Source organism: Pseudomonas persica (assembly GCF_900291015.1).
Classification (GTDB): domain Bacteria; phylum Pseudomonadota; class Gammaproteobacteria; order Pseudomonadales; family Pseudomonadaceae; genus Aquipseudomonas.
The window spans coordinates 1-12675 of record NZ_OLKL01000028.1 but is presented as its reverse complement, the minus strand read 5'-3'; the positions used below and the strand labels follow the sequence as shown (position 1 = coordinate 12675).

Here is a 12675-nt window from a genome sequence, read left to right as displayed (position 1 = left end):
CTCAGCTGAACACCCAGAGCACGCGGGTGGGCTTGTCAGTGAGGTTGGCGTAACGAAAACTGGCGTGGGGTTGCAGCTGAAAACTGTCACTGGCGCGCAGCGTTACCGGCTCGCCGCCATCCAGCCAGACGGTCAGTTCGCCTTCGAGCACGAAGCAGCCCTGCTCCGAGCTGTCGTCCAGATACTCCTCGCCACTGCTGGCCCCCGGCTCCAGATGGCTGTCGAGCATGGAGAACGCGCCCGTTATCGTCGGGGATGCCAGCACATCGGTGATGCCACCGGCCAGGTGGAGGGTACGACGCTCGTGCGGACGGGTGACCCAGTCGAGCTCGCGGGGCTTGTCCAGCTTGTAGAAATAGGCCGTGGAGACGCCGAGCTCTTCGCTGATAGCCGTGAGGTCGGCCACGGTCGGGCGTGACACGCCTCGTTCGACCTGGGACAGAAAGCCCACCGAACGGCCGATGCGCTGGGCCAGTTCGCCCAGTGTCAGGCCCTTGAACTTGCGCAGGTCGCGAATCAGTACGGCCAGGCCTTCTATCTCTTCGTGCACTTTCATAGTTGAATCGCGACTTTCGGACGGGAAAATGATTGCCCTGAAAAGTACATGATTCATCTCGCAAAGCAAGATTCTTCAAACAATTGCGGGAACCGGCAGCGCAACCCGGGGCCGCCTTGCGGCCCATCGCCGGCAAGCCAGCTCCCACAGGTACTGTGCATGACTTGAAGTCGATGCGGTCGAGGTGGGAGCTGGCTTGCCGGCGATGGGCTGCACAGCAGCCCCCCTTACCGGATAGCCTCGTACGTCAGGTCCAGGCACTTGCGGGCTTTTTCCAGCAGTTCGTCGATCTCCTCGATGCTGATCACCAGCGGCGGCGCAATGATCATGGTGTCGCCCACGGCGCGCATGATCAGGCCGTTGGCGAAGCAGTGCTGGCGACAGATCATGCCGACACCTTTGCCTTCGTAACGGGTGCGGGTGGCCTTGTCTTTCACCAGCTCGATCGCGCCGAGCATGCCCAGGCCGCGCACTTCGCCTACCAGTGGGTGGTCGGCCAGCTCGCGCAGGCGTTGTTGCAGGTAAGGAGCGGTCTTGTCGTGCACCTGCTCGATGATCTGTTCGTCACGCAAGATCCGCAGGTTCTCCAGGCCCACCGCAGCCGCCACCGGGTGGCCGGAATAGGTGAAACCGTGGTTGAAGTCCCCGCCTTCGCTGATGACTTTGGCCACTTCATCACGCACGATCACACCGCCCATGGGGATATAGCCGGAGGTAAGGCCCTTGGCGATGGTCATCAGGTCGGGCTTGAGGTCGTAGTAGTCGCTGCCGAACCACTCACCGGTACGGCCGAAGCCGCAGATCACTTCGTCGGCGACGAACAGGATGTCGTACCTGGCCAGGATCTCCTTCACCTTCGGCCAGTAGGTCTGCGGCGGAATGATCACCCCACCTGCGCCCTGGATCGGTTCGGCGATGAAGGCGGCGACGTTGTCCACACCGACTTCGAGGATCTTCTTCTCCAACTGCTCGGCCGCCCACACGCCGAAATCGGCCTCGGTCATGTCGCCGCCTTCGCCATACCAGTACGGCTGCGGGATGTGCACGATATCCGGGATCAGCCCACCCTGCTGGTGCATGCCGCTCATGCCGCCCAGGCCCGCGCCGGCCACGGTGGAGCCGTGGTAGCCGTTGATGCGGCCAATGATGACCTTCTTGTTCTTCTGCCCCTTGAGCGCCCAGTAATGGCGGACCATGCGCAGCACGGTGTCGTTGCCTTCGGAGCCGGAGCCGGTGAAGAACACATGGGTCATGCCTGGCGGGGCCACATCAGCGATCGCCTTGGCCAGTTCCAGCGCCGGCGGGTGCGCGGTCTGGAAGAACAGGTTGTAGTACGGCAACTGCTTCATCTGCCGGCTGGCAACGTCGGCCAGCTCATCGCGGCCATAGCCCACCGCCACACACCACAGGCCTGCCATGCCATCGAGAATCTTCTGGCCTTCGCTGTCCCAGAGGTACACGCCCTTGGCCGAGGTGATGATGCGCGGGCCTTTCTCGGCCAGTTGCCTGACATCGCTGAACGGCGCCAGGTGGTGGTCGCGGCTCATCGCTTGCCAGGCAAGGGTCTGCGAATGCTGTTCACTCATTGACTTCACTCCATCAAGTTGCGCAGCCGTGCTGCGCGGGTACTTTTTTGTAATTGGCAACGGTCGCTGTTCAGGCGCACTTCAACAGCATCTGGCGCAGTACCGAGCGATGCCGGCAGGCCTTGCCAAAGGACTGGAAGATGGTCAGGTAATGCGGGTTGTCCATGACCTGGTACTCGGGGTGCCATTGCACAGCCAGGGCAAAACCCTCGCTGTTCTCGAGCGAAATCGCTTCCACCAGGCCATCGGGGGCCCGCGCCTCCACCCTCAGCCCGGGGGCCAGTACATCGATACCCTGGCCGTGGATGGAATTGACCTCGATGATCGCCGGCAAACCCATGCGCTCGAGCATGCCGCCTGGCTCTATATGCAGGGCGTGACGCGGGCCATATTGCTTTTCGATGGGCTCACCCTTGCTTTCGCGGTGGTCCATGAACACGCCTGTCTCGTGAACCTTCTGGTGCAGGGTGCCGCCCAGCGCCACGTTCATTTCCTGAAAGCCACGGCAGATGCCGAGCACCGGCACGCCGGCGGCGATGGCCGCCCGCATCAGCGGCAATGTGCTGGCATCACGCAGCGGGTCGTGATGGGTACCCGCTGCACTGGCCGGGCCGTTGTAGTGGAATGGTTCGATGTTGGACGGCGAACCGGTGAAGATCAGCCCATCCACCACGTCGAGAATATCGGCGCTGTCCATCAGGTCGGCGAGGCTGGGTATCACGATGGGCAACCCACACGCTGCCTTGGCCGCCGCGCGCGCGTACTTCTCGCTGATGGTCTGGGTTGCATGCAGCTCGATCATGCTGGTGCATGCGGTAATGCCGATAACGGGCACACGTGGCATATCTTCCTCCGGCAAATCCATATTGCGCGTTGTATTGAAACGCTAGAAAGAGAGGGGGTAGCGGCGCTGTTCGAAGCTCGGCACCTACAGGAACCAGCGGTATTCGCGGGCATCGATGTGGTGCATGAAATCCAGTTGCTCCTGGTATTTGTTTTCGCAATAGACCATCACGAACTCACTGCCCAGGCCCTCGTTGACCACCGGGTGGTGACGCATGGCGGCCAGGGCACTGCAGGCATCCTTGGGGAAGTCGATGCCGCTCTGGCGGTTGTCGTTCAGCGGGGCGATGGGCTCGACACCACGATCCAGGCCATGCTCCATCCCGGTCAGGATGGCCGCCAACACCAGGTACGGGTTGGCATCGGCACCGGCGAGGCGGTGTTCGATGCGCAGGTTGCGCGGGTCGGACTCGGGGATGCGAATACACGCATCACGATCCTCGAAGCCCCAGCTGGCCTTGCTCGCCGCGTTGACCATGGCGCCGTACCGGCGGTAGGCATTGTGGTTGGGGGCGAAGATCGGCATGCAGTGGGGCAGCAACTCCAGGCACCCTGCCACCGCATGGCGCAGCTTGCGCTGGTCATCGCTGGCCAGGATGTTGTTGCCGGCGTTGTCGTACAGGCTGACGTGCACATGCATGCCGCTGCCCGGCGCGTCGAGGTACGGCTTGCTCATGAAGCTGGCTCGGTAGCCGTGTTTCATCGCGATACCGCGGGTACTGCGGCAGAACAGCGCCGACCAGTCCGCCGCGCTCATCGCATCGTCGCTGTGCGAGAAATTGATCTCGAACTGGCCTGGGCCCAGCTCCGCGGTGATGACGTTTGCCGGCACGCCCTGCTCGTTGGCGCCATCGACCATCTCGTGCAGCACCGGTGCGAAGCGCGACAGCCGCTCGATGTGCATGTTCGGCTGGTCGTCCTGGTCGTCGGTCGCCGTGTCGCGCGGGTACTGTGGCAGACCGTTATCGAGTTTGCGGTCGAACAGGTAGAACTCCAGTTCGAAGGCCACCACCGGACGGATACCGCGCCTGGCCAGGCGCTGTACCACCCGGGCCAGCACTTCACGGGGCTCGAACTCGATAGGCTTGGCAGTGCCGTCGGAGGTGATGAGCATCTGCGCGATCACTTCCTTTTCCCAGCGCACCGGCTTGAGGGTACCCGGCACCAGGCGGCGGGCGGCATCCGGGTCGCCGTCGGCGAAGCAGTAGTCACCGATTGGGTAGAGGCCACCTTGGGTGCCCAGCAGCACGCAGTTCTGCGGCAATTTCAGCGGCGTGCCGGCTGCGACTTTTTCCAGCATGTCCATCGGGTAGCGCTTGCCGTAGAAGTGCCCGGGGATATCCAGCGCAATCAGGTCGACATAGCGTATTGTCGGGTGTTCCGCTCGGAACGAACGCACTTCAGTCAGCAGATCCGGAAAGATGACACTCATCTTCTTGTCCTTGTGAGGTGAACGAATTCAGTTGAAGACCCAGAGCACGCGGGTGGTTTTTCCCGTCAGGTTGGCGTAACGGAACTGCGCGTGGGGGTGCAGCTGGAAGCAGTCGTTGGCCTGCAGGGTCACGGCATCGCCGTGGTCCAGCCATACCGTGAGTTCGCCTTCGAGCACGAAGCAGCCCTGCTCGGAACGGTCAGTCAGGTACAGCTCGCCACTGCTGGCGCCTGGCTCGAGGTGGCTGTCGAGCATGGAGAACGCACCGGCGATGCTGGGCGAAGCCAGCACATCGGTGATGCCCGACTCGAGGTACAGCGTGCGTCGCTCGTGAGGGCGCGTGACCCAGCTGATGCTGCGGGGCTTGCTCAGGTTGTAGAAGTACGCAGTCGATACACCGAGCGCTTCACTGATGGCAGTGAGGTCTGCCACGGTAGGACGCGAAACACCGCGCTCGACCTGGGACAGGAAGCCGACCGAGCGATTGATGCGCTCGGCCAGCTCGCCCAGGGTCAGGTTCTTGAATTTGCGCAGGTCGTGAATAAGGATCGCGAGGGCTTCAACCTCTTCGTGCATCTTCATCGATTCGGACTGCCGTGAAATTTTTAGAGTTATTTTTCATGAAAAAATACATGAAAAATTTCACGAGTCAAGCCGAATCAGGAAATGTGAAACAGGGAACAGAGGTTTGGGGGCACAGGGAGACGACAGACGCCAGGCGTTTCCAACGCTGGCTTCTGAACGTCAATAGGTAGAGATGAAGGATGAATTGTGAAGAGGTAGTACGAAAACAGTACCCTGAAGCCCTCTCAGGACGCGAGGGCTTGCGAACGCTGTCGCATCGGCATTTCATAGCGGTGCGGTTGCTGCCAAGCCAGTTGTGCCTGGACGTCGACCGCCGCATCCATCACCTTCTGCGCCCAGTTCTGATCCTTCGGGCACACCACCACCACGCGAAAACCGTGGTCGACGCCTTCCAGCCGCACACCGTCGGAGTCATCGACATGCAAGTCGATATCGAAGGCCGATGGCAACTTCGAGGGCGCATTCTCAAGCCCGTTCACGGCCAGGATATGCTGGTGCCGGTCACTGTTGACCACGCCATCGACACGGATGCCGTAGAGCATCAGCCAACGGCGGATGTAGGACGGCGTGCGCCCGGACGAGGTGTAGATCCAGATGCTGCAGCCCTGGCGGCGCAGGTCGCGGATCAGCGAGCGCGTGCCACTGCGCAGGGGTTCACCCAACCAGCGGTGGACGAACGCCGGCAGCTTGCTGTCCTCGGCGGCGGCGTGGTCGGCCTGGCAGGCCAGCGTGTCATCGATATCGAACGAAATGCGTACCTGCGGGCGATTGAACGTGCGCTCGATGGCTTGCCGCCCGCGCTGGAGCAGTGAAGGCCTTGGCATCAGCGGCACCTCTCGCGCGCAGGCACAGGCGTGCCGCTGAGGAAGAACTTGCCCGGCTCGGGCGCCTTCGCTTCGAGGAAGGCTGCGTACTTCTTCTTGATCTTGGGTAGTTCGTACAAGGCCTTGACACCATGCTTGGCGGAGTTGCGTATGACCGAGGACGGGTTGAAGTAACCCTCGGCGTTGTCCAGCGACAGCACGAATGGTGGTAGCCCCGCGCGCATCAGCAAGTAGCTGACTATGAGCGAGCCCGTGCGGTTGTTGCCTTCGATGAACAGTTGCGGCTTGCTGAGAATTCGAACGTAGACACCCGCCGCGCGTTTCCAGATCGAGTCGCTGCCATACGAGCAATACCAGTTGTAGAGGTCCTTGATGCCACCCTCCACATTATTGAAAAAGTGCGCCTCGGTCGCCGCCAGGTGCGGGGCAAACTCCAACCTGCGCGTCGGGTCGCTGCCGCACAGTACGGTGGCATTGATCTCCAGCATCAGGTTCAGTTGCTGAAGGTCGAAAAGGTCGACGCCCCGGGCGACATAGTCGTCAATCAGGGCATAGCCTTCAACCACATTCAGCAGCACCTCGTCGGTAAACGGGTCACGCGGTTCGGTGAAGTGCTGGCTGAGTTCGGCAAAGCGGCCTTGCACCTCACGTAGTGCGTGCTCTACCGCTGCCAGATCAAGACGACACGTCGCTCGCATTGGAAATCCCTGGTAACACTTGACGGAAGGTAATGCGGTCGGGTGTTGCAACCTTCCTGACAGCAACACCCGGCCACCTTGACACGTACGGCCTCAGCTGAACTTGCCGCTGATGTAGTCAGCGGTCAGTTGCTCACGCGGGTTCTGGAAAATCTGCGTGGTCGGGCCCATCTCGACCAGGTAGCCGGTGCGGGTGCCCTTGGAGATGTCGACCGAGAAGAACGCGGTGGTGTCGGCCACACGAATCGCCTGCTGCATGTTGTGGGTCACCAGGGCGATGGTGTAGTCCTTCTTCAACTCGACCATCAGTTCCTCCACCCGGCGGGTGGCAATCGGGTCGAGTGCCGAGCAGGGTTCGTCCAGCAGCAGCACTTCCGGCTCGGTGGCGATGGCGCGGGCGATACACAGACGCTGCTGCTGGCCGCCAGACAGGGCCAGGCCGCTGACCTTGAGCTTGTCCTTCACTTCGTCCCACAGCGCGGCGCCCTGCAGCGCGTGCTTGACGCGGTCGCCGATGTCGCCCTTGTAGCGGTTCAGGCGCAGGCCGAAGGCGACATTGTCGAAGATGCTCATCGAGAACGGGTTGGGCTGCTGGAACACCATGCCGATGTAGCGGCGCACCACCACAGGGTCGACGCCCTTGCCGTAGACGTCCTGGCCCAGGAAGTGCACATGGCCTTCGAAGCGGAAGCCCTTCACCAGGTCGTTCATGCGGTTCAGGCTACGCAGCACGGTACTCTTGCCGCAGCCGGACGGCCCGATGAAACCGGTGATCTCGTTTTTCCTGATCGGCACATGGCTGTCGCGAACGGCCATGAAATTGCCGTAGAAAATCTTGTCCAGCTTGCAGTCCATGACGATGGGGGCTTCGCTGACCACGGGAGCGGCTTTTGGCGCAGTGGATACGTTCAAGTTCGGATGCTCCCTTTCTCAATACTTGGGCTTGCCGAATACTCGGCTCAAAATGTTGATTACCAGCACGATCATCACCAGTACCAGCGAGGCCGCCCAGGCGAGCTCGAGCTGGTTGTCGAATGGCATGCCGGAGAAGTTGTAGATCAGTACGGCAAGCGAGGCCGTCGGGTTCATGACCGCGAGGTCGCCGTCATGCAGGATCCAGTAGTTGCTGAACAGCGCGGTGAACAACAGCGGCGCGGTCTCGCCGGCGGCGCGGGCCACGGCCAGCATGACGCCGGTCAGGATGGCCGGCAGGCCGGTGGGCAGGACGATTTTCCAGATCACCTGGGCACGGGTGCAGCCCATGCCGTAGGCGGCATCCTTCATGATCTTGGGCACCATCTTCATCGACTCTTCAGCGGTCAGCACGACGATGGGCAGCATCAGCACTGCCAAGGCCACACCGCCTGCCGGCGCAGAGTAGGTGCCGGTGGTCATCACCACCAGGGCGTAGGCGAATACGCCGGCCAGGATCGACGGCAAGCCGGTGAGCATCTTGGCGGCGAAGCGCGCGGCGTTGGCCAGCTTGCTGTCCGGGCCGAGTTCAGCGAGGAACACCGCGGCCAGGATACCGACCGGTACGGCGATGGCCGCGGCAATACCGACCATGACGAAGGTACCGGCCATGGCGTTGCCAAAGCCCCCGCCCATCTCGAAGCCGGTGGGTGGCAGCTCGGTGAACACCTCCAGGTTGAGGCGTGCACCGCCGCGGGTGATCAGCATGTACAGCACGGAAATCAGCGGCACGCTGGCCACCAGTGCCGCCAACCATGCCAGCGTGGTCAATACCAGGCTGCGCAGGGAACGGCCTTCCAGCTTGCGCTGCAGGCTGGGCAACGCGTTTGCAGGGGTGGTGAGGTTAGTCATTATTTGTTACCCCGCTGGGCGTAAAGCATGATCATCGAGCCGAGTACGTTCACCAGCAGGGTGATGAACATCAGTACCAGTGCGGCGTACATCAGCACCTCGACCTCGTTCGGACCGGCCTCCGGGAAGTTCAGGGCCAGCAAGGCCGCCAGCGTGTTGGCCGGGGCGAACAAGGACAGGGAAATGTTGTTGGCATTGCCCACCAGCATCGCCAGCGCCATGGTTTCACCCAGCGCACGGCCCAGGCCGAGCACCAGCGAACCGAAGATGCCGGTGGCTGCCGATGGCACCATTACCTTGAGGATGGCTTCCCAGTGGGTGGCACCCAGGCCGTAGGCGGCCTGCTTGGTTTTCATCGGCACGCTGGTCAGCGCATCCTGCGAAACGGCGGCGATGGTCGGCAGAATCATGATCGCCAGCACCAGCGCAGCCGGCAGCAGCCCGGGCCCGCTCAGGGAAGTGCCAAAAAAGGGAATCCAGCCCAGCTCGCTGTTCAGCCAGGTGGTCAGCGGGCGAATGGCCGGGATGACCACATAGATCCCCCACAGGCCGTAAACCACGCTGGGGATGGCAGCGAGCAGCTCGACGATGGTGCGGAACACCGCCGCCAGCCTGGCCGGGAGGAAGTCCTGGGTCAGGAAAATGGCCATGCTGACGCCGAAGAAACCGGCGATCAACAGGGCGATCAGGGCGCTGTAAAGCGTGCCCCAGATCGCTGGCAGAATACCGTATTTGCCTTGGTTGATGTCCCAGACGCTGCCGAACAGCACGTCAAAACCGTGCTTCTCGATGCCTGGCAATGCCTTGCGGCCCACTTCGTAGACCAGCGCGAAGACCAGCGCCAGGACCAGCACTACACCGATGCGTGCAAGCGCACGGAAGGTGCGATCAACCAGGAAGTCTTTCGCAGACGGTGGCTGGCACGCGGAGTCGGGGTTAGCCGGGATGGCAAAAGGAGTGTTCATTGGCAGGTTCCGGGACAGAGGGCAAACACGCCCGGTATGGCCGCAAGACCACACCGGGAGCGCCTGGACGTGTTACTGGATGTTGGCGGACGCTTTGCGTACATGTTCGACAACCGACGGTGGCAGCGGGATGTAGCCCATCGAGTCGGCGATCTTCTGGCCTTCGGTCAGGCTGTATTCGACCATTTCGCGCATGGCCTTGGCCTTGGCCGGGTTACCGTTGTCCTTGCGGAAGATCATCCAGGTGTAGGAGGTGATCGGGTAAGACTTGGCACCGTCCGGGTCAGGCAGCCAGGCCACCAGGTTCTCTGGCATGTTCACCGCCGCCAGCGCCTCGGCACCGCTCTCGGCGTTCGGCACGACGTATTGGCCGGCCTTGTTCTGCAGCTGGGCGAAGTCGACCTTGGCCAGCTTGGCGAAGCCGTATTCGATGTAGCCGATGGCGCCTGGGGTCTGGCGGACGGTGGCGGTTACGCCATCGTTCTTCGGCGACTTGATGAACTTGTCGCTGGCCGGCCAGTTGACCGTGTTGCCTTCACCCAGCGCCTGCTTGAAGTCAGCGTTGATGGCCGACAGGTGCTTGGTGAATACCGCAGTGGTACCGCTGGAGTCGGCACGCACGACCACGGTGATCGGAGTGGCTGGCAGTTTCAGCTCAGGGTTGGCCGCGACGATCTGCGGGTCGTTCCACTGGGTGATCTTGCCGAGGAAGATGTTGGAGTACACATCGCGCGGCAGCTTCAGCCCTTTTGGGTTGCCCGGCAGGTTGTAGGCCAGGACGATTTCGCCGGCGGTCATCGGCAGCAACTGCACGCCCTCGCCGACCTTGGCGATTTCTTCAGCTTTCATTGCCGAGTCGCTGGCGGCGAAGTCGACGGTTTTATTCAGAAAGTCCTGAACACCCGCCCCGCTTCCCTTGGACTGGTAGTCAACGGTGACACCGTCGGTTTCCTTGCTGAAGGCCTTGAACCAGGTCAGGTAGATCGGTGCAGGGAAACTGGCGCCGGAACCGGTCAGGCGGACGTTCTCTGCGGCAAAGGATGCCGAGGTGGCGCAAAGAGAAACGGCAACGGCGAGTGCAGCAGACTTCATCAGGCGTATCATCGAAAAGCGCTCCGTGTGATGGCCGGCACACTTTGCAACAGCAATGTTACAGCTTTGTGACCGATGAATGGCAGGCCGCACGGTAGAGCCGTGCGGGAGTGCCATCACGGCAGCATCGAGGGCTGGAACCCTGCAGCGACTGCTGTCGCAACCCTAAGGCCTCAATGTGTCGATTGAATGACTGTTTCAGTGGACAACTGGCTTCATGACACCGCTCGTCGATTAGCGGGCACTCTGACGTTGCCCCGGCATTCAACCGCTCATGCAAACCAGCCAGGAGTGAATCCCATGCCACGCGGCGACAAGGACAAGTACACCGACAAGCAAAAGCGCAAGGCCGACCATATCGAGGAAAGCTACGAGCACAATGGCGTGCCGAAAGACCAGGCCGAAGCGCGTGCCTGGGCCACCGTCAACAAACAGTCCGGGGGTGGTGAGAAAAAAGGAGGCTCGGGTAAAACCACATCTTCCAGCGAGAAGAAAACTGCCCGTTCGGACTCCGCCAAACGCGCGGCAAAGTCACGCCAGGGTCTTTCCCGCCCATCGGGCAGCTCGCTGGAAACCCGGAGCAAGCAAAGCCTGATGAAACAAGCGCGCAGCAAAGACATCAAGGGGCGCTCCACCATGACCAAGGCACAATTGGTGGCAGCGCTCGCGCACGCATGACGCAAGCGCCGAGCACGGCCCATCAACCATTCCCGGCGATATCCGCCGTGTCAGCATCTCTGCAACTGTTGCGGTACGCACATACGAATTCCGCTTCGGCACGCGTCGGGTAGTTGAGAGTCAGGCGCAGCTTTTCTTGTGTGTCATAGAGGTCATAACCCTCCCCTAACGTCGCGGGAAAGCCAAGACTGCGAGGGTAAATCTCTTTCTTGAGCGGCACAGCGGGAACCACAACGAAGCGCGTCTGCATGATCATCCCCCTCCCGGCAGTCTCTTAGTATTAGTACTGCTACGGGAAAGCATCAAGCTGACTCATGCAAACAATCCCAACACCCTGCAGCCCGGCTACCGGGCACTGCGCCATCCGCTACGCCAGGCCTATGTGCGAGGGTTCGCAGAAGTGGTCAGCTCGGGATCGGTTCCTCACTCCATTGATGCACGTCAAGCCGCCGGGCCGGGTTCGCGCGACGATGGCTGCCAGCAAGGCACGAATCGACAATCGCCCTGCGCATTGTGCTCAAAGGTCATCGCCCTTGATCACTGTGCGCGGCTTTGGATAAGGAGTCCCACATGAGCCCGCTGAACCACGTACTGGTAGCCACCGACCTGTCCACCTCTGCCCGCAACGCGGCAGAGCGCGCTGCACAGCTGAGCAAGGCGCAACAGGCATCACTGGACCTGCTATACGTTGCCAACCCGGCCCCCTTCGAACGCCTGAAGCAGCTGGTGGCACCTGGTGACGATCTACTGAAGCGCGTGCTGGATACCGCTGGCGAGAAAATTCGCGCACTGGCTGCAATGCTGTTCCAGCGCCATGACATCGCCGCTGGCGTGCAGGTCGCGCACGGCTCGGTGACCACGGAGATCACCCGCGAGGTGCAGGATAAACGCAGCGACCTGCTGGTGTGTGGGGCAAAGGGCCAGAGCGTGGCGCGGCGCCTGCTGCCGGGCTCCACTGTGCAGAAAATGCTGAACCGCATGCCCTGCCCTTTGCTGGTGGTCAAGCAGGCACCTCGCGATGCGTACCGCACCGTGCTGGTTGCGGTTGATTTTTCGTCTTCGTCACTGCGCGCCATCGAACTGGCAAAAGCCATTGCCCCACAGGCCGAGATCATTTTGCTGCATGTGTACGAGGCGCCGTTCGAAGGCAGCATGCGCTTCATCCACATCGATCACGACACCCTGACGCACTATCGCAATGTCATCCGCAAGGATGCGGTGAAGCAACTTGCGGCCTTGAGCGAAATCGCCGGAGTGGCCGATGCTCGGCAAATCGTGGTGCACGGTGACCCTGCCTGGCAGATTGCCGAGCAGGAACAAGCGCTGGAATGCGACCTGATTGTGGTCGGCAAGCAAGGGGAAAGCGCGCTTGAAGAACTGCTGATAGGCAGCGTCACCAAGCATGTGCTGAACGAATCCCAGTGTGATGTGCTGGTGTCGCCATAGGGTCCATATGCTGGGGAGGACGCTTAGGCGCCCTCCCCCGAAGCCCGTGCCATCCACCGTGGCGCCTGCTTCGCGGGTAAACCCGCTTGTATGGTTAGACTTGAAGGGGTGGTGGGACTAAATGCCCGATTCTGACTGTTCAGAGC

Annotated in this window: 14 protein-coding genes; 2 read left to right on the top strand and 12 right to left on the bottom strand. The window is 61.6% G+C overall.

Going from position 1 to position 12675, the window contains the following annotated elements; translation table 11 throughout:
• Position 1: 1 nt before the first annotated feature.
• The 11 genes from FQ664_RS13655 to pstS form a co-directional block, all read right to left on the bottom strand.
• Positions 2 to 556, bottom strand: coding sequence for a helix-turn-helix domain-containing protein (locus tag FQ664_RS13655; RefSeq protein WP_063913578.1), 555 nt, complete (start codon positions 554 to 556; stop codon positions 2 to 4).
• A 227-nt stretch (positions 557 to 783) separates the two neighbouring features.
• Positions 784 to 2142: an aspartate aminotransferase family protein gene (locus FQ664_RS13650; protein ID WP_144172487.1), complete on the bottom strand. Its 1359-nt coding sequence runs from the start codon at positions 2140 to 2142 to the stop codon at positions 784 to 786.
• Between the two features lie 70 nt (positions 2143 to 2212).
• Complete coding sequence (locus FQ664_RS13645) at positions 2213 to 2986, bottom strand: gamma-glutamyl-gamma-aminobutyrate hydrolase family protein (protein WP_144172484.1); 774 nt, start codon at positions 2984 to 2986, stop codon at positions 2213 to 2215.
• Between the two features lie 84 nt (positions 2987 to 3070).
• On the bottom strand, positions 3071 to 4417 hold the full coding sequence (locus tag FQ664_RS13640; protein WP_144172481.1) for a glutamine synthetase family protein: 1347 nt from the start codon (positions 4415 to 4417) through the stop codon (positions 3071 to 3073).
• Positions 4418 to 4444: 27 nt separating this feature from the next.
• Positions 4445 to 4999, bottom strand: coding sequence for a helix-turn-helix domain-containing protein (locus tag FQ664_RS13635; protein ID WP_144172478.1), 555 nt, complete (start codon positions 4997 to 4999; stop codon positions 4445 to 4447).
• Between the two features lie 227 nt (positions 5000 to 5226).
• Positions 5227 to 5826, bottom strand: a complete 600-nt coding sequence (locus FQ664_RS13630) for a hypothetical protein (protein ID WP_144172475.1) — start codon at positions 5824 to 5826, stop codon at positions 5227 to 5229.
• Entirely contained in the window at positions 5826 to 6524 is a 699-nt protein-coding gene (locus FQ664_RS13625) for a hypothetical protein (RefSeq protein ID WP_144172473.1), read from the bottom strand. The genes FQ664_RS13630 and FQ664_RS13625 overlap by 1 nt, the downstream gene beginning before the upstream one ends.
• Positions 6525 to 6617: 93 nt before the next feature.
• Positions 6618 to 7379 (bottom strand): phosphate ABC transporter ATP-binding protein PstB, encoded by a 762-nt coding sequence (pstB, locus tag FQ664_RS13620; protein ID WP_031324478.1) that lies wholly within the window; start codon positions 7377 to 7379, stop codon positions 6618 to 6620.
• Between the two features lie 75 nt (positions 7380 to 7454).
• Complete coding sequence (gene pstA, locus FQ664_RS13615; RefSeq protein WP_144172470.1) at positions 7455 to 8348, bottom strand: phosphate ABC transporter permease PstA; 894 nt, start codon at positions 8346 to 8348, stop codon at positions 7455 to 7457.
• Positions 8348 to 9313, bottom strand: a complete 966-nt coding sequence (gene pstC, locus FQ664_RS13610) for a phosphate ABC transporter permease subunit PstC (RefSeq protein WP_144172467.1) — start codon at positions 9311 to 9313, stop codon at positions 8348 to 8350. Before pstC ends, pstA begins: the two co-directional genes overlap by 1 nt.
• A 72-nt stretch (positions 9314 to 9385) precedes the next feature.
• Complete coding sequence (pstS, locus tag FQ664_RS13605; RefSeq protein WP_144172464.1) at positions 9386 to 10417, bottom strand: phosphate ABC transporter substrate-binding protein PstS; 1032 nt, start codon at positions 10415 to 10417, stop codon at positions 9386 to 9388.
• A gap of 288 nt (positions 10418 to 10705) precedes the next feature.
• Between pstS and FQ664_RS13600 the strand changes: the two genes are divergently transcribed.
• Entirely contained in the window at positions 10706 to 11083 is a 378-nt protein-coding gene (locus tag FQ664_RS13600) for a termination factor Rho (protein ID WP_144172460.1), read from the top strand.
• A 22-nt stretch (positions 11084 to 11105) separates the two neighbouring features.
• On the opposite strand, the gene FQ664_RS13595 is transcribed toward FQ664_RS13600, so the two are convergent.
• Positions 11106 to 11339 carry a hypothetical protein gene (locus tag FQ664_RS13595; RefSeq protein WP_144172457.1) on the bottom strand — a complete coding sequence of 78 codons (234 nt, stop codon included), beginning with the start codon at positions 11337 to 11339 and terminating at the stop codon, positions 11106 to 11108.
• Positions 11340 to 11653: 314 nt separating this feature from the next.
• On the opposite strand from FQ664_RS13595, the gene FQ664_RS13590 reads away from it, so the two are divergent.
• The gene (locus FQ664_RS13590; RefSeq protein ID WP_144172454.1) at positions 11654 to 12529 is read left to right on the top strand and encodes a universal stress protein; all 876 of its coding nucleotides are present in this window, start codon (positions 11654 to 11656) and stop codon (positions 12527 to 12529) included.
• Positions 12530 to 12675: the final 146 nt, after the last annotated feature.

What these genes read in the sequence shown, in the direction of transcription:
- FQ664_RS13655 (WP_063913578.1), bottom strand. Translation starts at nt 556, where the DNA reads ATGAAAGTGCACGAAGAGATAGAAGGCCTGGCCGTACTGATTCGCGAC.
- FQ664_RS13650 (WP_144172487.1), bottom strand. Translation starts at nt 2,142, where the DNA reads ATGAGTGAACAGCATTCGCAGACCCTTGCCTGGCAAGCGATGAGCCGC.
- FQ664_RS13645 (WP_144172484.1), bottom strand. Translation starts at nt 2,986, where the DNA reads ATGCCACGTGTGCCCGTTATCGGCATTACCGCATGCACCAGCATGATC.
- FQ664_RS13640 (WP_144172481.1), bottom strand. Translation starts at nt 4,417, where the DNA reads ATGAGTGTCATCTTTCCGGATCTGCTGACTGAAGTGCGTTCGTTCCGA.
- FQ664_RS13635 (WP_144172478.1), bottom strand. Translation starts at nt 4,999, where the DNA reads ATGAAGATGCACGAAGAGGTTGAAGCCCTCGCGATCCTTATTCACGAC.
- FQ664_RS13630 (WP_144172475.1), bottom strand. Translation starts at nt 5,826, where the DNA reads ATGCCAAGGCCTTCACTGCTCCAGCGCGGGCGGCAAGCCATCGAGCGC.
- FQ664_RS13625 (WP_144172473.1), bottom strand. Translation starts at nt 6,524, where the DNA reads ATGCGAGCGACGTGTCGTCTTGATCTGGCAGCGGTAGAGCACGCACTA.
- pstB (WP_031324478.1), bottom strand. Translation starts at nt 7,379, where the DNA reads ATGGACTGCAAGCTGGACAAGATTTTCTACGGCAATTTCATGGCCGTT.
- pstA (WP_144172470.1), bottom strand. Translation starts at nt 8,348, where the DNA reads ATGACTAACCTCACCACCCCTGCAAACGCGTTGCCCAGCCTGCAGCGC.
- pstC (WP_144172467.1), bottom strand. Translation starts at nt 9,313, where the DNA reads ATGAACACTCCTTTTGCCATCCCGGCTAACCCCGACTCCGCGTGCCAG.
- pstS (WP_144172464.1), bottom strand. Translation starts at nt 10,417, where the DNA reads ATGATACGCCTGATGAAGTCTGCTGCACTCGCCGTTGCCGTTTCTCTT.
- FQ664_RS13600 (WP_144172460.1), top strand. Translation starts at nt 10,706, where the DNA reads ATGCCACGCGGCGACAAGGACAAGTACACCGACAAGCAAAAGCGCAAG.
- FQ664_RS13595 (WP_144172457.1), bottom strand. Translation starts at nt 11,339, where the DNA reads ATGATCATGCAGACGCGCTTCGTTGTGGTTCCCGCTGTGCCGCTCAAG.
- FQ664_RS13590 (WP_144172454.1), top strand. Translation starts at nt 11,654, where the DNA reads ATGAGCCCGCTGAACCACGTACTGGTAGCCACCGACCTGTCCACCTCT.